Source organism: Pseudonocardia zijingensis (assembly GCF_042657305.1).
Taxonomy (GTDB): domain Bacteria; phylum Actinomycetota; class Actinomycetes; order Mycobacteriales; family Pseudonocardiaceae; genus Pseudonocardia; species Pseudonocardia zijingensis.
In genome coordinates this window covers 162,264-180,493 of sequence record NZ_JBHSKO010000014.1, presented here as the reverse complement: position 1 = coordinate 180,493, position 18,230 = coordinate 162,264, and the positions used below count along the sequence as shown (strand labels likewise).

The 18,230-nt window shown below is 74.8% G+C and carries 17 protein-coding genes and 1 tRNA gene; 8 read left to right on the top strand and 10 right to left on the bottom strand.

What is annotated here, in order from left to right; all coding sequences use genetic code 11:
- Nucleotides 1-3: 3 nt before the first annotated feature.
- Both selB and selA read right to left on the bottom strand, forming a co-directional pair.
- Nucleotides 4-1,803, bottom strand: a complete 1,800-nt coding sequence (selB, locus tag ACFPL3_RS25460) for a selenocysteine-specific translation elongation factor (protein ID WP_379589678.1) — start codon at nt 1,801-1,803, stop codon at nt 4-6.
- Nucleotides 1,800-3,092 carry an L-seryl-tRNA(Sec) selenium transferase gene (selA, locus tag ACFPL3_RS25455; RefSeq protein WP_343939148.1) on the bottom strand — a complete coding sequence of 431 codons (1,293 nt, stop codon included), beginning with the start codon at nt 3,090-3,092 and terminating at the stop codon, nt 1,800-1,802. The genes selB and selA overlap by 4 nt, the downstream gene beginning before the upstream one ends.
- Nucleotides 3,093-3,141: 49 nt before the next feature.
- Here selA and selD point away from each other — a divergent pair, with 49 nt between their 5' ends.
- A complete protein-coding gene (selD, locus tag ACFPL3_RS25450) occupies nt 3,142-4,188 on the top strand; it encodes a selenide, water dikinase SelD (RefSeq protein ID WP_343939199.1) in 1,047 nt (348 codons plus the stop codon).
- A gap of 788 nt (nt 4,189-4,976) precedes the next feature.
- Here selD and ACFPL3_RS25445 read toward each other — a convergent pair.
- Nucleotides 4,977-5,072 (bottom strand) — tRNA-Sec (locus ACFPL3_RS25445).
- Nucleotides 5,073-5,162: 90 nt separating this feature from the next.
- On the opposite strand from ACFPL3_RS25445, the gene fdh reads away from it, so the two are divergent.
- From fdh to nrfD, 3 genes are read left to right on the top strand one after another with little or no spacing between them, the layout of a single operon-like run.
- Nucleotides 5,163-8,486 carry a formate dehydrogenase gene (gene fdh / locus ACFPL3_RS25440; RefSeq protein WP_343939150.1) on the top strand — a complete coding sequence of 1,108 codons (3,324 nt, stop codon included), beginning with the start codon at nt 5,163-5,165 and terminating at the stop codon, nt 8,484-8,486.
- Nucleotides 8,483-9,376 carry a 4Fe-4S dicluster domain-containing protein gene (locus ACFPL3_RS25435; protein WP_343939152.1) on the top strand — a complete coding sequence of 298 codons (894 nt, stop codon included), beginning with the start codon at nt 8,483-8,485 and terminating at the stop codon, nt 9,374-9,376. The genes fdh and ACFPL3_RS25435 overlap by 4 nt, the downstream gene beginning before the upstream one ends.
- A complete protein-coding gene (nrfD, locus tag ACFPL3_RS25430; RefSeq protein ID WP_343939154.1) occupies nt 9,373-10,338 on the top strand; it encodes an NrfD/PsrC family molybdoenzyme membrane anchor subunit in 966 nt (321 codons plus the stop codon). Before ACFPL3_RS25435 ends, nrfD begins: the two co-directional genes overlap by 4 nt.
- On the opposite strand, the gene ACFPL3_RS25425 is transcribed toward nrfD, so the two are convergent.
- Nucleotides 10,314-11,474 (bottom strand): baeRF2 domain-containing protein, encoded by a 1,161-nt coding sequence (locus ACFPL3_RS25425; protein ID WP_343939156.1) that lies wholly within the window; start codon nt 11,472-11,474, stop codon nt 10,314-10,316. The two genes, nrfD and ACFPL3_RS25425, sit on opposite strands and share 25 nt — an antisense overlap.
- 81 nt (nt 11,475-11,555) lie before the next feature.
- Here ACFPL3_RS25425 and ACFPL3_RS25420 point away from each other — a divergent pair, with 81 nt between their 5' ends.
- Nucleotides 11,556-11,777, top strand: coding sequence for a hypothetical protein (locus tag ACFPL3_RS25420; protein WP_343939158.1), 222 nt, complete (start codon nt 11,556-11,558; stop codon nt 11,775-11,777).
- Between the two features lie 3 nt (nt 11,778-11,780).
- Nucleotides 11,781-12,131 carry a hypothetical protein gene (locus ACFPL3_RS25415; protein ID WP_343939160.1) on the top strand — a complete coding sequence of 117 codons (351 nt, stop codon included), beginning with the start codon at nt 11,781-11,783 and terminating at the stop codon, nt 12,129-12,131.
- A 6-nt stretch (nt 12,132-12,137) separates the two neighbouring features.
- Here the strand turns inward: ACFPL3_RS25415 and ACFPL3_RS25410 are convergent, their stop codons facing one another.
- From ACFPL3_RS25410 to ACFPL3_RS25400, 3 genes are read right to left on the bottom strand one after another with little or no spacing between them, the layout of a single operon-like run.
- Nucleotides 12,138-12,719, bottom strand: a complete 582-nt coding sequence (locus ACFPL3_RS25410; RefSeq protein ID WP_343939201.1) for a UdgX family uracil-DNA binding protein — start codon at nt 12,717-12,719, stop codon at nt 12,138-12,140.
- Between the two features lie 44 nt (nt 12,720-12,763).
- On the bottom strand, nt 12,764-13,834 hold the full coding sequence (locus ACFPL3_RS25405; RefSeq protein WP_343939162.1) for a DNA topoisomerase IB: 1,071 nt from the start codon (nt 13,832-13,834) through the stop codon (nt 12,764-12,766).
- Nucleotides 13,835-13,850: 16 nt separating this feature from the next.
- Nucleotides 13,851-15,029 (bottom strand): AI-2E family transporter, encoded by a 1,179-nt coding sequence (locus tag ACFPL3_RS25400; RefSeq protein ID WP_343939164.1) that lies wholly within the window; start codon nt 15,027-15,029, stop codon nt 13,851-13,853.
- Nucleotides 15,030-15,098: 69 nt separating this feature from the next.
- On the opposite strand from ACFPL3_RS25400, the gene ACFPL3_RS25395 reads away from it, so the two are divergent.
- The gene (locus tag ACFPL3_RS25395; RefSeq protein WP_343939166.1) at nt 15,099-15,371 is read left to right on the top strand and encodes a DUF4235 domain-containing protein; all 273 of its coding nucleotides are present in this window, start codon (nt 15,099-15,101) and stop codon (nt 15,369-15,371) included.
- 83 nt (nt 15,372-15,454) lie between these two features.
- Here ACFPL3_RS25395 and ACFPL3_RS25390 read toward each other — a convergent pair whose 3' ends face one another.
- Both ACFPL3_RS25390 and ACFPL3_RS25385 read right to left on the bottom strand, forming a co-directional pair.
- Nucleotides 15,455-15,640: a hypothetical protein gene (locus ACFPL3_RS25390; protein WP_343939203.1), complete on the bottom strand. Its 186-nt coding sequence runs from the start codon at nt 15,638-15,640 to the stop codon at nt 15,455-15,457.
- Between the two features lie 117 nt (nt 15,641-15,757).
- A complete protein-coding gene (locus tag ACFPL3_RS25385) occupies nt 15,758-16,015 on the bottom strand; it encodes a hypothetical protein (RefSeq protein WP_343939168.1) in 258 nt (85 codons plus the stop codon).
- A gap of 124 nt (nt 16,016-16,139) precedes the next feature.
- On the opposite strand from ACFPL3_RS25385, the gene ACFPL3_RS25380 reads away from it, so the two are divergent.
- Complete coding sequence (locus ACFPL3_RS25380; protein ID WP_343939170.1) at nt 16,140-16,721, top strand: DUF4232 domain-containing protein; 582 nt, start codon at nt 16,140-16,142, stop codon at nt 16,719-16,721.
- A 588-nt stretch (nt 16,722-17,309) separates the two neighbouring features.
- Here ACFPL3_RS25380 and ACFPL3_RS25375 read toward each other — a convergent pair.
- Complete coding sequence (locus ACFPL3_RS25375) at nt 17,310-18,212, bottom strand: NADP-dependent oxidoreductase (RefSeq protein WP_343939172.1); 903 nt, start codon at nt 18,210-18,212, stop codon at nt 17,310-17,312.
- Between the last annotated feature and the right edge of the window lie 18 nt (nt 18,213-18,230).

Genomic DNA, 18,230 nt, shown 5'->3' with positions numbered 1-18,230 from the left:
TCGTCAGCGGAGCCGGTGGGCGCGGTCGTCGACGCGGACGGTGCGCCCGGTCCGCGCGAGGTGCTCGAGCAGCGGCACCGCCACCCGGCGGGTCGTGCCGAGCACCTGACGGGCCTCGCTGAGGGTGAACGAGTCACCCGCTCCGCGCAGCAGCTCCACGGCCCGCTCCGGCGCGTCCGGCAGCAGCACCACCCCGTCGGCCACCGCGACCAGCTCACCGGCGCGGACGAGCGCGGCCAGCTCCCGCGCGCCGAGGCCGAGCTCGGCGAGCCGGGCGGCCTCCGGGGCGCGGAACGGGTCGGCGGTGAGGTCGGCCCGCAGCGCCTCCAGCGCCGTGCGCACCCGCTCGGGCAGCCCGCGCTCCCGGCCGAGGTGCACCCGGCCGTCGCGCAGCTCCGGGGCCGCGGCCCGCTCACCCGCGGGCACGGCGGCCAGCAGCGCCGCCACGAGCCCCGGTGTGGGCAGCTGCGCCGCCCGGCGGGCCGCCTCGATCGGGAGGCCGGGGTCGAGCGCCTCGGCGGCGTCGTGCGCGCGCACGGCCGCGGCCAGCGACGACACCGCCTCGCGCGCCCGGCCCGGGGAGAGCAGCCAGCCGTCGGCCCGCACCGCGGGCCGCGCGTCCTCCACCGACGCGGGCGGCACTCCCATCGCCAGCAGCTCCGCCGCCCGGACCTGGCCCCGCCTGCGCAGCTCCACCGCGCCGGTGCCCGCTCCCGGCTCCGCCAGCTCGGCGGCCCGGCGAGCGGCCGCGCCCCGGCGGCGCAACGCGGGCGGGCGGACGTCGAGCACGCCGGCGCCCGCGACGACGGCCCGCCGGCCGGGGTCGCGCAGCACCACCCGGTCCCCGATCCGGAGCGGCAGCGGTCGTTCCGGGCGCAGCCGGACGAACCCCGGACCCAGCGGCCGCACACGCCCCGCCACGGCCGCCGAGCCGGCGTGCAGCACCACCTCCGACGGCAGCGCTCCCGGCTCGCCCCCGCGTACCCCGCGCAGCGCCACGTCGAACTCGGCCGGGGCGATCCAGGACTCCGGCGTGAGCAGGGCGTCGCCGCGCGCCACCGCCTCCCGCGGCACGCCGCGCAGGTTCACCGCCACCCGCGCGACCCCCCGCGCCACCTCCACCGGCTCGCCGAGGCTCTGCAGCCCCCGCACGTGCACCCGCCTGCCCCGCAGCTCCAGCTCGTCGCCCACCCGGATCGTGCCGGCGCCGAGGGTGCCGGTGACCACGGTGCCCGCGCCCTTGATGGTGAACGCGCGGTCGACCCAGAGCCGGACGTCCGCCTCGGGATCGGGCTCGGGGAGCGCGCCGACGAGGCCGTCCAGCGCCGTGCGCAGCGCGTCGAGCCCCTCCCCGCGGGTGGCGCACACCTCCACCACGCCGACCTCGCCCAGCGTGGAGCGGCGGATCTCGGCCAGCGCGTCCTCCCGGGCGACCTCGGGGTCGAGCAGGTCGCAGCGCGTGACGACGAGCAGGCCGTGCTCCACGCCCAGCGCGTCCAGCGCGTCGAGGTGCTCGGCCGACTGCGGCATCCACCCCTCGTCGGCGGCCACCACCACGAGCACCGCGGGCACCGGGCCCGCGCCGGCGAGCATCGTCGTGACGAATCGCTCGTGGCCGGGGACGTCGACGATCGCGAGGTCGGTGCCCGACGGCAGCGTCGTCCAGGCGAACCCGAGGTCGATGGTGAGCCCGCGGCGCCGCTCCTCGGCCAGCCGGTCGGGCTCCATCCCGGTGAGCGCGCGGACCAGCGTGGATTTGCCGTGGTCCACGTGCCCGGCCGTCGCCACCACCCGCGAGGTCACGCGCCGCTCCGCACCGCCCGGACGCACCCCGCGAGCACCTCGTCGTCGGCAGGGGCGAGCGCGCGCAGGTCGAGCAGGCAGCGGCCGGACTCGAGGCGCCCGAGCACGGCGGGCTCGCCCGCGCGCAGGGCGGCGGCGTAGGACTCGGGAAGGGAGAGCGCCACGCTGTCCAGGGTGACGCCGGGCGCCCCGCCGCCACCGACCGTGGCAGCAGAGTCGACCACCCGCACGTCCACGTCCGGGAGCTGGGCGGCGAGCGCCTCGGCCCGCGCCCGCAGCTCGGCCACGGGTGCGTCGAGCGCGGCGCGCACGGGCGGCACCGGCCCGCGCAGCGTGGCCTCCAGCGCGGCGAGCGTCAGCTTGTCCACCCGCATCGCGCGGGCGAGCGGGAACCGGCGCACCCGCTCCACCAGCTCGCCGTCCCCGAGGATCAACCCGGCCTGCGGCCCGCCCAGCAGCTTGTCGCCCGACGCCGTCACCAGCACGGCCCCCGCGGCGAGCACGCTCGCGGCGTCCGGCTCGTCGGGCAGCAGCGGGTGCGGCGCGAGCAGCCCTGACCCGATGTCGGCCACCACCGGCACCCCGAGCCCGGCGAGCTTCTCCACGCCGACGGCGCTGGTGAACCCGGTGACCGTGAAGTTCGACGGGTGCACCTTGAGCACGAACGCGGTGTCCGGCCCGATCGCGCGCTCGTAGTCGGCCAGGTGGGTGCGGTTGGTCGTGCCGACCTCCCGCAACCGCGCCCCCGTCGACTCCACAAGATCCGGGATCCGGAACCCGTCGCCGATCTCCACCAGCTCGCCGCGCGAGACCACGATCTCGCGCCCCACCGCGAACGTGGCGGCGATCAGCGCGAGCGCCGCGGCCCCGTTGTTCACCACGTGCGCCCCGCCCGCCCCGGGCACCGCGGCGCGCAGCGCATCGACCACCCCGGCACCGCGGCGGCCGCGGGCCCCGGTGGCGAGGTCCAGCTCGACGTCGCAGTTCCCGGCAGCCACGCCCAGCGCCTCGCGCGCCGCCGGGCCCAGCGGCGCCCGGCCCAGGTTGGTGTGCAGCACGACCCCGGTGGCGTTCAGCACCGAACGCAAGCTGGTGGCCACCGGCGGCAACGCGGCGAGAGCGGCCTCCGCCACGTCCTCCGGCGCGATCAGGCCGTCACGGGCCTGCTGCTGCGCCGCCGTGACCGCCTCCTTGACCAGCGGCCTGCCGAGCCGGGCCGCGGCCGCGGCGATCCGGGGATCGGCGAGCACCGCATCCGTGCGGGGGACGCGACGGCGGGGATCGAGCACGGCCAGAGTGTGTCACCGCCCTTACGATCCGGCTGTGACGGATGTGACGATCGACCAGGCAGGCGCACGCAGGCTCACGGAGTTCAGCCACGGCGCAGGCTGCGGTTGCAAGATCGGCCCCGGCAAGCTGGCGGAGATCCTCGCCACCATCACCCCCGCCACGCACCCCGACCTGCTGGTCGGCACCGAGACCGGCGACGACGCCGCGGTGTGGCGGCTCGACGCCGACCGCGCCCTCGTCGCCACCACCGACTTCTTCACCCCCGTCGTCGACGACCCGCGCACGTGGGGGCGCATCGCCGCCACCAACGCCGTGTCCGACGTCTACGCGATGGGCGGGCGGCCGCTGTTCGCGCTCAACATCGTGGCCTGGCCGTCGGAGGTGCTGCCACCGGACGTGCTCGGCGAGGTCCTCGCAGGCGGCGCGGACGTCGGCCGCGACTGCGGGTTCGCCGTGGTCGGCGGCCACTCCATCGACGACCCCGAACCCAAGTACGGGCTCGCGGTCGTCGGGGAGGTCCACCCCGAGCGCATCCTCACCAACGCCGGCCTGCGCCCCGGCGACGCGCTCGTCCTCACCAAGCCGCTCGGCGTCGGGATCGCCACCACCGCCGTGAAGGCCGGCACGGCCACGGCCGAACTGCTCGACGCCGCCGTCACCGCGATGTGCACGCCCAACGCCGCGGCGGCCGACGCCGCCCGGACCGCACGCGCGGGCGGCTGTACCGACGTCACCGGCTTCGGGCTGCTCGGCCACCTGCGCAAGATGGCCGCCGCCTCCGGGGTCGATGCGGTCGTCGAGACCGGTGCCGTGCCCCTGCTGCCCGGTGTCCGCGCACAGGCCGACGCCGGCGTCGTGCCCGGCGGCACCCGCCGCAACCGCGACTGGGTCACGGAGGCCCTCGACACCGCCCCCGGCGTCACCGACACCGACGTGCTGCTCCTCGCCGACGCCCAGACCTCCGGCGGGCTGCTGTTCGGCGCCGAACCCGCCCGCGCCGCCGCCGCGGTGTCCCAGCTGCGGGAGGAGGGGGTGCAGGCCGCGGTGATCGGGAGCGTCGAGGCCGGTGCCGGACGGATCCGGGTGCGGCCCTGACCGTGTGGCGGCCATGATCGCCGGCTTGGCGCGTTTTCCGACTCCTCGTGTCGGGGTTTGCGCCGGAGCAACGATCATGCCTCCTTTGCGGGGCTGGCCTCCTGGTGGCGCCGCGCATCGTGCGGGGCCGCCCCTCCCAGGTCAAGGGCGCCTCCGGCGTCGCTGCGCGCCCCTTGACCTGCGAGCCTCTGCGGCCCCTACGGCAGGCTTCGCGGGCAGGCCAGGGGCCTGCCCCGTTGGCGCGCGGCGCCACCAGGCAGCCTCCTGGAGACGACTGCCCGCGCGGCGATCTGGGGCCGAACGGCGGATCTCACGGCGATCAAGGGCAAATGGTCGCTCCCAGAGATCATCTAGCGACCATTTCCCCTTGAGCGACGACCTCGGAGCGCAAATTCGGCCCATGATCGGAGAGTTGGCGCATTCCCGTGTCGAAAACGCCCGGGAACGCGCCAAACCTATGATCATGGCCGCAGAACCGGCCGCCGGTGGCGCCGCGCGCCAAGAGGGCAGGCCCTGCCTGCCCACGCGAATGCCCGGGAGGGGCCGCAGAGGCTCACGGGTCACGGGGCGCGAAGCGCTCGCGCAGCGACGCCGAAGGCGCCCTTGACGCGTGAGGTGCGGCGCCGCACGATGCGCGGCGCCACCGGAGGCCCCAGGCCCGCCGTGATCACCGCGGTCAGGCCAAGGCCAACCGACCAAGGCGCACGGCGCCCCGAGGAGCAATCTCCCACGAGCGACCGCCAGCGCGGGGCATGATCGCCGGGCCCGACGGAGCCGCGGAGGCCGTGTGGCGGAGGCGGACGGGAATCGAACCCGCCTGACCGAGATGCTCGGCCACGTCGGTTTTGAAGACCGCGGGGGCCACCAGGCGCCCAGACGCCTCCGTCGCACACCTTATCCACCGGGCTCGGCGTAGCCCCGGGCGATCAGGGGTACCGCAGGAGCGGAGCACCCGAGCACCCGAGGAGATCCGGATGGGACTGCGCGACCTCGCCGGGCGCTGGCCGGCCTTCCGCCAGCTGACGTCGGCCGACCCGCTGGGGCGGGGTGCGGCGGCGAAGTCGAAGCGCAGCCGGGAGCTGACCGCGCGCACGACGACCGCCGACGAGGTGGTGAAGTCGGTGTGCCCGTACTGCGCGGTGGGGTGCGGGCAGCAGGTGTACGTCTCGGAGGGCCGGGTCACGCAGATCGAGGGCGACCCGGACTCGCCCGTGTCGCGGGGGCGGCTGTGCCCGAAGGGGTCGGCGTCGACGCAGCTGGTGACCTCGCCGCTGCGGCAGACGAAGGTCCGCTACCGGCGTCCGCACGGCACCGAGTGGGAGGACCTCGACCTCGACACGGCGATGGACATGATCGCCGACCGGGTCCTCGAGACCCGCAGGCGCACGTGGGAGGACACCGACGAGGAGGGCCGGGTCCTGCGGCGCACCCTCGGGTTCGCGAGCCTCGGCGGGGCGACGCTGGACAACGAGGAGAACTACCTGATGAAGAAGCTCTACACCGCCCTGGGCGCTGTGGAGATCGAGAACCAGGCCCGTGTTTGACACTCCTCCACCGTCCCCGGTCTGGGGACCAGCTTCGGTCGCGGCGGGGCCACGACGTTCCAGCAGGACCTGCAGAACTCCGACTGCATCGTCATCCAGGGCTCGAACATGGCCGAGTGCCACCCGGTGGGGTTCCAGTGGGTGATGGAGGCGAAGGCGCGCGGCGCCACGATCATCCACGTCGACCCGCGGTTCACCCGCACCAGCGCGCTGGCCGACATCCACGTGCCGCTGCGCGCGGGCAGTGACATCGCGTTCCTCGGTGGGCTGATCAACCACGTGCTGACGCACGACAAGTGGTTCCGCGAGTACGTGGTGGCCTACACGAACGCGCCGATGATCCTGCGCGAGGACTTCCGCGACACGGAGGACCTCGACGGGTTGTTCTCCGGCTTCGACGAGGAAGGCCGCCACTACGACCCGCAGACCTGGCAGTACGAGGGTGCGGACGTCGCGGCCGCGGCGGGGCAGCGCGACCAGTGGGCTCTCCTGCCGCACGGGGGCGGCGACTCCGAGTCGGGCGAGCACGTCCGCGAGAACTCGATGATGGAGACGGCGGGCGCGGGCGGGGGTTCGTTCCGCGGCCATCCCCGGCGCGACGACACGCTGCAGCACCCCCGGTGCGTGTTCCAGGTGCTGAAGCGGCACTTCGCGCGCTACACCCCGGAGATCGTCTCCGAGATCTGCGGGGTCAGCGAGGCGGAGTTCCTGCGGGTGGCCGAGGCGCTCACCGCCAACTCCGGGCGCGACCGCACGAGCGCGATCGCCTACGCGGTGGGCTGGACCCACCACACCGTCGGGGTGCAGTACATCCGCACGGCGGCGATCCTGCAGCTGCTGCTGGGCAACATCGGGCGCCCGGGCGGCGGCATCCTGGCGCTGCGCGGGCACGCCTCGATCCAGGGTTCGACGGACATCCCGACGCTGTTCAACATCCTCCCCGGCTACCTGCCGATGCCGCACGCGCACGAGCACCTCGACCTGGACAGCTACGTGAAGGCCGACGCGGGGACCCAGGGGTACTGGGGGAACATGGACGCCTACGCCGTGAGCCTCCTCAAGGCGTGGTGGGGCGACGCGGCCACTGCGGACAACGACTTCTGCTTCGACTACCTCCCGCGCCTCACCGAGGGGCACTCCAACTACGACACGGTGGTCAAGCAGGTCGAGGGCGGCGGCGAGGGCTACTTCGTGATCGGGGAGAACCCGGCCGTCGGCACGGCGAACTCGCGGATGAACCGGCTCGGGCTGGCCAACCTGAAGTGGCTGGTGGTCCGGGACCTCAACATGATCGAGACGGCCACGTTCTGGCAGAACGCGCCGGAGCTGGAGTCCGGGCTGCTGCGCACGGAGGACATCGGCACGGAGGTGTTCTTCCTGCCCGCGGCGTCGCACGTGGAGAAGGACGGCAGCTTCACCAACACCCAGCGGATGCTGCAATGGCACCACAAGGCGGTGGAGCCGATCGACGACCAGCGCAGCGAGCTGTGGTTCTACTACCACCTGGGCCGGATCATCCGGGAGAAGCTCGCCGCCTCCACCGACGAGCGCGACCGCCCGGTGCTGGACCTGACCTGGGACTACCCGACGGAGGGCCCAACCGCCGAGCCGTCGGCGGAGGCCGTGCTCGCCGAGATCAACGGCTGGGACGCCGACGGCGCACCGTTGTCGGGCTACACCCAGCTCCGTACGGACGGTTCCACGCGCTGCGGCTGCTGGATCTACTGCGGCGCCTACGCGGACGGGACGAACCAGACCGCGCGGCGCAAGCCGGGCGAGGAGCAGAACTGGGTGGCGCCGGAGTGGGGCTGGGCGTGGCCGATGAACCGGCGCATCCTCTACAACCGCGCCTCCGCCGACCCGGCCGGGAAGCCGTGGAGCGAGCGCAAGGCCTACGTCTGGTGGGACGCCGAGCAGGAGCGCTGGATCGGGCACGACACCCCGGACTTCCAGGTGGAGAAGCCGCCCGACTACGAGCCCCCGGAGGGCGCGGAGCGCGAGGACGCGATCGGGGGCGCGGAGCCGTTCATCATGCAGGCCGACGGCCGCGGGTGGCTGTACGTGCCCGCGGGGCTCGCGGACGGACCGCTGCCCGCGCACTACGAGCCGTCGGAGTCGCCGGTGGAGAACCTGCTCTACGGCCAGCAGGCCAACCCTGCGCGGCGGGTCTTCCCGCACCGGTTCAACCGGTACGGCCCCAGTGGCGGGCAGCAGGGCGGTGACGTCTTCCCGTACGTGTTCACCACCTACCGGCTCACCGAGCACCACACGGCGGGCGGGATGAGCCGCTGGCTGCCGCACCTGTCGGAGCTGCAGCCGGAGTTCTTCTGCGAGGTCTCCCCCGCACTCGCGGCCGAGCGAGGCCTCGAGCACCTCGGGTGGGCCACGATCGTCAGCCCGCGCACCGCGATCGAGGCCCGCGTCGTCGTGACGGAGCGGATGCGGCCGATCAAGGTGGGCGGCCACACGATCCACCAGATCGGCCTGCCCTACCACTGGGGCCCGAACGGCATCTCCACCGGCGACGCGGCCAACGAGCTGCTGCCGATCGTGCTCGACCCCAACGTGCACATCCAGCCGACGAAAGCCTCCATCTGCGACATCCGCCCGGGTCGGCGACCGCGGGGGCAGGCGCGGGAGGACCTGGTCGAGTCCTACCAGCAGCGAGCCGGGATCACGGCCGAGACCGGGACCGCGGCGATCGACCGCGACGGGCACCACGACGGTCACCACGACGGGAAGGCATCGCCATGAGCTTCACGCTCGACCAGCGCCTGGCGGCACCGCTGCCGGACCCGGCCGGTGAGGCGGGGTACGCCGAGCACCCACCGCGGATGGGCTTCTTCACCGACACGTCGGTCTGCATCGGCTGCAAGGCGTGCGAGGTGGCCTGCAAGGAGTGGAACCTCGTCCCCGACGACGGGCTGGACCTCACCGGGATGTCCTACGACAACTCCGTGGGGCTCGGCGCGTCCACCTGGCGGCACGTGGCGTTCGTCGAGCAGACGACGCCCGACCGGCACGCGGTGGACCTGGGGATGCCCTCGGTGCCGCAGGGTGCGGTGGAGGCCGACCGCGAGGTCCGGTGGCTGATGGCCTCCGACGTCTGCAAGCACTGCACCCACGCCGCGTGCCTCGACGTGTGCCCGACGGGGTCGTTGTTCCGCACCGAGTTCGGCACGGTGGTGGTGCAGGAGGACATCTGCAACGGCTGCGGCTACTGCGTGCCCGCCTGCCCGTACGGGGTGATCGACATCCGGCCCGGCGACGGGCGGGCCTGGAAGTGCACGCTGTGCTACGACCGGCTCGGCGCGGGCCAGGAACCGGCGTGCGCGAAGGCGTGCCCCACCGACTCGATCCAGTTCGGCGAACTCGACGAGCTGCGCGAACGGGCCGCGCGGCGGGTGGACGCGCTGCAGGCGGCCGGGGTGGAGAAGGCACGGCTGTACGGGCACGACCCGGCCGACGGGGTCGGCGGTGATGGCGCGTTCTTCCTGCTGCTCGACGAGCCGGAGGTCTACGGGCTGCCGCCGGACCCCGTGGTCACCACCCGCGACCTGCCCGCGATGTGGAAGCGCGCCGCGGTGGCGGCGGCGGGGGTGGTGGCCGCCGTGGCGGCGGCGTTCCTGGGGGCCGCGCGATGACCCGCGCCCACGCCGACCGCCGCAAGCCGGTGGAAGAGCCTGCCGTCCCGCCGGCCGACTTCCGCTCGTACTACGGCCGGCCGATCCTCAAGCAGCCGACGTGGAAGAACCCGGACGTTCCCGGCTACCTGTTCAGCGGCGGGCTCGCGGGGGCGTCGGCCGTGGTGGCCGAGTTCGCGAGGGCCACCGGACGGCCCGGGCTGGCGCGCACCGCCCGGCTGGGAGCGGCGGGAGGTGCGCTCGCCGGTGTGGTGCTGCTGGTGCACGACCTGCACCGGCCCGCCCGGTTCCTCAACATGCTGCGGGTGGTCAAGCCGACCTCCCCGCTCTCGGTCGGCACCTGGATCCTGTCCCCGTTCTCGGCGCTCGCCTCGGCGGCGGCCGCGTCGGAGCTCACGGGGATCGCGCCCGCGCTCGGCCGCCTGGCCGGGGTCGGCGCGGCCGCGCTCGGCGGCCCGATGACCTCCTACACGGCGGTGCTGCTGACGAACACCGCGGTGCCCGCGTGGCACGGGGCGTACCGCGAGATGCCGTTCGTCTTCGGCGGGAGCGCCGCGGCCGCGGCCGGTGGGCTGGGTCTGGTCGGTGCCCCCGTGGCCGAGAACGCGCCTGCCGCGCGGCTGGGTGCGGCGGGCGCGGCCGTGGAGCTCGCGGCGGGCGCGTTGATGGAGCACCGCCTGGGCCTGATCGGCGACCGCTACCGCACGGGCGCCGCGGGCACCTGCATGCGCGTGGCCAAGGCGCTGTCCGTGATCGGGGCGGCCGGGGCGCTCGCCGGGCGGCGGCACCGCGGCGTGGCCGCCGCGTCCGGCGCGGCGCTGATGGCCGGTTCGCTGCTCACGCGTTTCGGGGTGTTCCTCGCCGGCAAGGCCTCCGCGGCCGACCCGCGCGACACCGTGGTGCCGCAACGGGCCCGCGCCGCCGAGGCGGACCGGGCTCAGGCCCCGGAGGGCACGGGGTAGCGCAGCAGTGCGGCCACCCCGTCGGCCATTGACGGACCGGTCGGCCGGCCGTCGCCGTCGGGCGGGAACGGCACGAGAGCGGCCCCGGACGCCGCGGCCGCCCGCGTCAGAGCCGCGTCCACCGCCGCCTCACCGGTGGGCTCCGAACCGAGGGCACGCAGCTGGTCGGGCGTGGTCGCCACGTGGGTGGGCTCGTCGGCCACGCACACAGTCCGATCGCGGCGCACACCGCCGTCGAGGAACACGGTGTCGAGGAGCACGGTGTCGACCGCGCCGGAGCGCAGCGCTGCGAGCACGCCGTCGACACCCTCGACGGCCAGCCCGTCCGCCCGGCCGGTCGCCTTCTCGTACCGGTCGACGAGCGCCCGCCGGTCGGCCACCACGACGTCCCGGGCGGCCTCGTCCACCGCGGCGGTCAGCTCGTCGACGTCCACGGGGCCGCCGCTGCGCTCGACCTGCACGGCGAGCTCGGCGGCGCGGCTGCCGAGCGCGTCGATCAGGCGGCTGCGCGACCGCGCGTCGCCGGTGACCACCACGACCCGGGCACCCGTCGCGGCCACCAGCTTGTCGACGCGCTGGGCGAGGTCGGCGGCGTTGCGCCGCCAGCTCTCCTCGACCCGCTCCTGCATGGCCAGGTGCGACCACCCGCCCCCGCGCACCTTGTGCACGAGCTCGTCGCCCCGCACCTGCTCCACCTCCGCGGGCGCGTTGCCGGGTTGCGACCGGAAGACCTCTCCCCCGGTCTCGTCCACCCGCACGGCCACGGCCGGGACGTGCTCGGGCTGCTCCACCAGCATCGGGAGCAGGTCGGGCACCGGGGCCCAGGTCGCCGACGGCGTGGCGGGCGGCTCCGGGAGGGTGCGGTCGAGGCGCACCCGCTCGCCGGGAGGCCCGGTCCCCGCCGCCACCAGCACGCGCCCGGCCCGGCCGCCGACGCGCGGTGCGGTCGCCGCGGCGGCGTCGAGGGCCTCCAACGTGGTCGCGTCGGCGCCCGCGCCTTCCAGCTGCCGGCGGGCCTCGGCCCACCGCAGCTCGTGGAGCCGGTCCGCGTCCTCGGTGTCGTGTGAATCGTCCAGGTAGACCGTGGCGTAGGGGCCCGGCACCGCGGTCAGGTCTCGGAGGAACTGGAGGTCCATGTCCCGGCGGATACCCACCGGGGCGGGCCGGGATTCCGGATCGGCGCGGTTGTGCCGACCCCGCCCGGGTAACCGGTGACCATGACCAGCGACTTCGACTCCCCGAGCATCAGCCCGAGCGAGCAGCTCGACGAGGACGAGCTCGGGGCCGACCCGTTGGAGGAGGGCGCGGAGGCACCGGAGCCCACCGAGACCTGGTCCGGGGCCGACCAGCACGGCCCGACGCCGCGCGAGCAGCGCGACGGCCAGTCCCTGGACGAACGGCTCGCCCAGGAGGAGAGCGACGTCGAGCCGGAGATCTGAACCGTGACCGCGTCCACCCGGGTCTCCACGGCTCTCGTCGCCGTCGCGTTGGCGGTGCTGCCCCTCGCGGGCTGCTCGGGCGGGGGACGCAGCGGGACCGATCAACCCGGGGCGCAGCAGCCGCCGGTCGCCGCGGGCCGGCAGGTCTCGGTCAACGAGTCCTCCGAGCCCGACCTGGCCGCCGCCCTGCGCCGCGGCGACGTCGACGACCCGCAGCGGTGGGCTCGCCTGCTGGTGGCCAACCGCCCGTACCCGCCGGGTGCCGCCGGGGAGGACCAGTTACGGCAGCTGCTGCAGGAGAACGGCGCCGATCCGGGCGAGATCGACACGATCAGCAGCCTGCTCGAGCCGTGACGGGCGCTACCGCAGCCGGGCGGCCACGGCGAGATCGGCGACGAAGGCGTCCATGGCGTCGGCACGGTCCTCGGGCGACCCGCGCAGGATCGCCGACGGGTGGATCGTCGGCACGAGCCGGTGGCCCTCCCACTCCCGCTCCGTGCCGCGCTCACCGGTGATCCGGAACGTCGGGCCGAGCAGCGCCTTCGCCGCCGTCGCCCCCAGGGTGACCACGACCCGCGGCCGCACGGCCGCGAGCTCCCCGTCGAACCACTGCCGGCACGCCCGGATGTGGGTCACCCCCGGCGTCTTGTGGATGCGCCGGTTCCCCTGCCGCTCGAACCGGAAGTGCTTCACCACGTTCGTGAGGTAGACCTCGTCGCGGTCGATCCCGGCCCGGGTGAGCGCCTCGTCCAGCACCCGCCCGGCCGGCCCGACGAACGGTTCTCCGGCCCGGTCCTCCCGGTCACCGGGCTGCTCCCCCACCATCATGAGCCAGGCCGACTGCGGGCCCTCGCCGAAGACCGTCTGCGTGGCGTCCGCGTGCAGCTCGCAGTCGGTGCAGCCGGCCGCGGCGGCCCGCAGGTCCTCCAGGTCGCGCCCCATGCCCCGGGACGTACCCGGCACCCCGCGGCTCACGCCCCGGTCTCTCACGCCCGGTCGTCCGGGGTGCGCAGGAGCCGCACCACCGCCCGCTCGAACGCCGCGCGCCGCGCGTCGTCCAGCAGGTCCGGCGAGCCGGCCCGGCGCAACGTGGGCAGCACCGTGCGCCCGTCCTCGAACCGCTCCAGCACGCGCGGGTCGATGTAGGAGCCGCGGGCCACGGCCGGCGTGTTGCCCAGGTGCTCCGCGACGTCGCGCACGGCCGCCGTCAGCACGCGCTTGCGCGCCCGCGCCGACCGCGGCACCCCGTCCTGCGCGGCGACCGCGAGCCGCACCGCGGCGAGCACGGTGGCGTTCCAGGTGCGCAGGTCCTTGGCCGTGTAGCGGCGCCCGATCAGCTCCTTCACCGACGCGTTGAGGTCCTCGGCCCGCACGTCGTGCCACCCCTGGCGGTCGCGGTACCCGAGCAGGCTGTCGCTGTCGTCCCGGCGGCGCAGCAGGCCCCCGACGAGCCGGTGCACCGCCGGGTCCCGCAGCGCGAGCCGGTGGGCCACCTCGCCCTTGCCGACGAACGTGAACAGCACCTCGCCCCGGTGCAGGCGGACGTGCTCGCGGCGCAGGGTGGCCAGCCCGAACGTGCCCTCGTCGTCCTCGTCGCCGGGTGCGTACTCCGTGCCGCCCGACCGGAACGCGCCGGTGTCGAGCAGCCGCACCGCGCCCGCGAGCACCCGCTCCGGGCCGAGGCCCCGCAGCCCCATCCGCCGCCGCACCTCGGTGCGGACGTCCCGCATCCGCCGGGCCAGCCCGAGCACGCGGTCGTGCTTGCGCTCGTCGCGGTGGCGGCGCCACTCCTCGTGGTAGAGGTACTGGCGCCGCCCGGCGGCGTCCGTCCCGACCGCCTGGATGTGCCCGGTCTCGTCCGCGCAGATCCACACGTCCTCCCAGGCGGGTGGGATCACCAGCGACCGCACGCGCGCCGCGATCTCGGGAGGCACCGGCTCGCCCCCCGGGCCCAGGTAGCGGAAGCCGCGGCCGCACCGGCGCCGGGTGAGCCCCGGGGTCGCGGGGTCGCTGCGCACGAGTCCCCCGGGCAGGGGTCCCGTCGCACCGTCGTCCATGGCTGCTCGTCGCCTCCTACCCGTCGTCGTCACCCGTCGTCTCGAACGGCTCCTGCCGCTCCAGACCCGGCTCCGGCGGGCCGGAGTCCGCCGGTTCGCTCGTGTGCACGTCCTCCGGCGCGACGGTGCGGTCGGCGTCGCTGCGCAGCGACCGGATCGCCGAGTTCGCCACCGCCAGCACCGGCACCGCGAGCAGCGCACCCGCGATGCCGCCGGCCAGCAGTCCGACGGAGACGGCGAGCACGATCGCGAGCGGGTGCAGCTTCACCGCGCGGCCCATCAGCAGCGGCTGCAGCACGTGGCCCTCCAGCTGCATCACCGCGATGATCACGCCGAGGGCGATCAGGGCCGACACCGGGCCGCGCGTGGCCAGCGTGATGAGCACGGCGAGCCCGCCCGCGAGCGTCGAGCCGATGATCGGGATGAACGCGCCGAGGAACACCAGCGCCGCCAGGGCGGCCGCCACCGGCACCCCCAGCACCGCCAACCCGATCCCGACGCCCACCGCGTCCACTGCGGCCACCACGGCCGTCGCCCGCGTGTAGGCCACGAGGGCCGCCAGCCCGCGCCGGCCTGCGACGTCCACCCGGTCGCGGCGAGCCGCGGGCACCGCCCGCAGCACGAATGCCCAGATCGACGGGCCCGCGTAGAGGAACACCGCAAGGCTGAAGACGGACAGCAACGCCCCCGCGAGCACCTCGCCGACCGTCACCGCCGTGGTCAGCGCGCCCGCCGTGAGCGAGGCGGATCCGCCGCTGAGGGCGCCCGCCAGCTCGTCCTGCAACGCGCGCAGCTGCTCGGCCGACAGCCCGAGCGGGCCGGTGGTCAACCAGCTCACGATCGCGTCGACGGTGGCCGCGAGCTGCGTGGTCAGTTCCGGGAGGCCTGCGACGATCGCCTGGACGGCGAACGTCAGGATCCCCCCGACGAGCGCGAGGCCGCCCAGGATCGCCACCGCGATCGCCGCGGTGCGCGGCACGCGCGCGGCCGTCAGCGTCCGCACCAGCGGCGCCAGCAGCGCAGACAGCAGCAGCGCCACCGCGACCGGCACCACGACGGGCCCGAGGTAGCTCAGGACGGCCAGCACCACGGCGACGGCACCGGCCACCACCAGGGCCCGCCAGCCGACCGCCGCGGCGACCTGCAGCCAGAACGGCACCACGTCCCGCGGGTCCCGCGCGTCGCGTCGCACCATGTCCCACCCCTGCCCACCGATCTCGCCACGGCCGGTATGCCCGCCGGACGGCGGGGTACCCGCATCACCATGAACGGAGTCCTGAAGGCCGCCTACAAGCCGCTCGGAATCGTGGTCGGGGTCCTCGGCGGGGTGGCCGCGAACCTCGTCTTCGGCCAGATCTGGAAGCGGATCTCCAACGAGCCGACCCCGCCCAACGCCACCGACGAGGACTACGGAACGCGCGAGGTGCTGCTCGCCGCGGTTCTGCAGGGCGCCGTGTTCGGGCTCGTCAAAACTGCAGTGGACCGCGCCGGAATGCGCGGTTTCCAACGACTCATCGGGGATCGCCGAGGGCGTTGAGAGAATTCTCGGGAACGACCGCCGGCCGGGCCGGGACGGGCACCTTGCTCCCCGTCCCGACCCGGCCGCTCGCTACCGGACTTCTAGAACCAGACTTTTCGACCGCCGACCGGTCGCCCGACGTTACCCAGGATGAAGAAGACGACTCCGACGATGAGCACGATAGCTCCCACCGTGTAGAGCAGGCTGATCCCGGTCAGCCAGCCTGCCAGCAGGAGGAGTACTCCAAGAATGATCACAGCGCGGTTCTCCCTTCGACGCAGCTTCACGTGCCGCTGATGGCGGCGGGAACCGGACCACCGATCGCGGTGATCCAGTCCCCGGCGCCACTGAGTTCCCGACCCCGCCGAGATCGAAACCCTTTCTCCGCCTGCTCCGGCGAACTTTTATGAAGCGCCCGCGGGCGCGTCGACCCGGTCACGCAAACCTGCGCCCTCTCCCTCCGAGTTCGCGCAGTGGGCACAACAGAAGAACCGGCCTGCGGCCTGCACACCGTGCCCCACGATCCGGCACCCGCAGTGTTCGCACACGGGTGCCATGGCGTGGATCGCGCACTCGAAGCTGTCGAAGACGTGCACAGCGCCCTGTGCCCGCACCTCGAACGCCATGTCGTACTCGTTCCCGCACACCTCACATGCAGCCATGCCACCCGGGTACCCACCGCGTGCCACCCGTCACATCCGCGGCCCGCGCTCCCGATCGGGTGCTCCTGCCACCAAGCGGACCAGGGTGTTTGCGCGCGACCCCGCCGCGCCGAAACCTGGACGCATGTCCTTGATCCGTCCCACCACGGCCGCCAGGGCCGCGGCCGTGGCCCTCGCCGCGGTGGCCGCGCTCGCGGGATGCCAGTCGGCACCCACCGCACCGGCCGCGCAGCCGCCCGCCGCGGCCCTGACGGCACCCGCGCCCGCGGACGACCCCGCGCAGGCGCCGCGCTGCACGCTCGACCAGCTGACCCCGTCCCTGGGACGCACCACCGGCGAGGCCGGGCAGCGCCACACCACGGTCGTGTGGACCAACACCTCGACGACCGCCTGCCTGATGCACGGCTTCGGCGGCGTCGACCTCGAGGGCCCCGACGACCCGATGGGCCCCACCTACTCCCTGCGCCGCACGTCCGCCTCGCCGGAGTCGTTCTCCGTCGAGCCCGGGCAGGCGGCCCACTTCGTGATCACCTGGCTGCCGCCGCAGGACGGCCCGGGGTGGACGCCCACCGGCATGCTCGTGACCCCGCCCGACGAGACCCGCTCGGCCCACCTCGACTGGCCCGGCGGCGCGGTCCTGCGCCAGGACGGGGCGACCCACCCGGGCACCTACTTCGGCCCCGTCGCCCCGGGGGCCGAGGGCTGACGGCCTCCCGGGTTCCGCGGATCCCACGGGCGCGCGCGCCGCGGCCATGATCGCCGGTCTGGCGCATTTCCCGCCCGGTCACGTCGGGTTTTGCGCCGGAGCAACGATCATGCCCTCGTTCCTGGGCCTCCTGGCGGCACCGCGCATCGTGCGGGGAGGCCCCTACGGCAGGCTTCGCGGGCAGGCCAGGGGCCTGCCTGACCTGGCGCGCGGCGCCACCAGGAGGCGGTCTCCCTAGGAGGGGCGAAGCCGAAGGTTTCACCGCGATCAAGGCAAATGGTCGCTCCCAGAGATCATCTAGCGACCATTTCCCCTTGATCGACGACCTCGGAGCGCAAATTCGGCCCATGATCCGAGAGTTGGCGCATTCCCGTGTCGATTTCGCCCGGGAACGCGCCAAACCCCTGATCATGCCCGCGGGACCGGCCGGAGGTGGCACCGCGCGCCAAGAGGGCAGGCCCCGGCCTGCCCAAGTGATGCCCCGCACGATGCGCGGCGCCCACCGGAGGCCCCTTGACACGCAGGTATCGGTTGCCCATTGCTGCCGCTGCAGCAACAGACAACCGATACCCGGGGGGCGGGGCCGGTCTAGAGGACGATGACGACCTTCCCCGTGGCATGCCCGTCCTCGACCAACGCGAGGGCGGCCGCGGCCTCGGAGAGCGGGCGGACCTCCGTGACGTGCGGGTCGAGCTCGCCCGCCTGCACCAGCCGCGCGAGCTCGGTGAGCACGGCGGTGCTGCGGTCGCGCTCGAGCGAGAAGCCCCCCAGCTCGGCGGCGGTGGACCGGTCGGCGATCGACGTCAGCTTCGACCGGTCGGGAAGGAGCTCCGCGACGGTGCGCAGGGCGTCGCCGCCGACCATGTCGAGGATGGCGTGCACGCCGTCCGGGGCGGCCGCCCGCACCCGGTCCAGGACGCCGTCGCCGTAGGCGACCGGCACCCCGCCGAACCCGGACACCAGGTCGTGCTTGGCGGGGCTCGCCACGCCGATCACCCGCAGCCCGCGGGCGACGCCCAGCTGCACGGCGGGCACCCCCACTCCCCCGCCTGCGCCGTTGACCAGCACCGTTGCCCCGGCGGGCAGGTCGAACGCGTTGAGGGCGTCGAAGGCGGTACCGGCCGCGACGGGCAGTGCCGCGGCGTCCTCGGGGCTCACGCCGTCGGGCCGGTGGGCCGCGAACGATGCGGTGACGATCGCCTGCTCGGCCCACCCGCCGACCATGCCCGGGCAGCCGCCGAAGACCTCGTCGCCGACGGCGAACCCGGACACCCCGGGGCCGAGCGCGACGACCGTGCCCGCCACCTCCCGGCCCAACACCGCCGGTCCGCTGGTGCCGTAGGAGCCGTCGCGCACCCGCCAGTCGCCCGGGTTCACCCCGGAGGCCCGCACCCGCACGAGCAGCTCGTCGGGACCCGGCTCCGGAACCGGGACGTCGAGGAACGCCTGCTTCTCCGGACCGCCTACCTCGGTGAACCCGTACGCGCGCATCCCTCTGCCTACCACGCC

Excerpts from the sequence above, each read along its gene's own strand:
- ACFPL3_RS25425 (WP_343939156.1), bottom strand. The coding sequence starts at position 11,474 with ATGGACCTCCAGTTCCTCCGAGACCTGACCGCGGTGCCGGGCCCCTAC.
- ACFPL3_RS25395 (WP_343939166.1), top strand. The coding sequence starts at position 15,099 with ATGAACGGAGTCCTGAAGGCCGCCTACAAGCCGCTCGGAATCGTGGTC.
- ACFPL3_RS25420 (WP_343939158.1), top strand. The coding sequence starts at position 11,556 with ATGACCAGCGACTTCGACTCCCCGAGCATCAGCCCGAGCGAGCAGCTC.
- ACFPL3_RS25385 (WP_343939168.1), bottom strand. The coding sequence starts at position 16,015 with ATGGCTGCATGTGAGGTGTGCGGGAACGAGTACGACATGGCGTTCGAG.
- ACFPL3_RS25380 (WP_343939170.1), top strand. The coding sequence starts at position 16,140 with ATGTCCTTGATCCGTCCCACCACGGCCGCCAGGGCCGCGGCCGTGGCC.
- ACFPL3_RS25375 (WP_343939172.1), bottom strand. The coding sequence starts at position 18,212 with ATGCGCGCGTACGGGTTCACCGAGGTAGGCGGTCCGGAGAAGCAGGCG.
- nrfD (WP_343939154.1), top strand. The coding sequence starts at position 9,373 with ATGACCCGCGCCCACGCCGACCGCCGCAAGCCGGTGGAAGAGCCTGCC.
- ACFPL3_RS25410 (WP_343939201.1), bottom strand. The coding sequence starts at position 12,719 with ATGGGGCGCGACCTGGAGGACCTGCGGGCCGCCGCGGCCGGCTGCACC.
- ACFPL3_RS25400 (WP_343939164.1), bottom strand. The coding sequence starts at position 15,029 with ATGGTGCGACGCGACGCGCGGGACCCGCGGGACGTGGTGCCGTTCTGG.
- ACFPL3_RS25435 (WP_343939152.1), top strand. The coding sequence starts at position 8,483 with ATGAGCTTCACGCTCGACCAGCGCCTGGCGGCACCGCTGCCGGACCCG.
- ACFPL3_RS25405 (WP_343939162.1), bottom strand. The coding sequence starts at position 13,834 with ATGGACGACGGTGCGACGGGACCCCTGCCCGGGGGACTCGTGCGCAGC.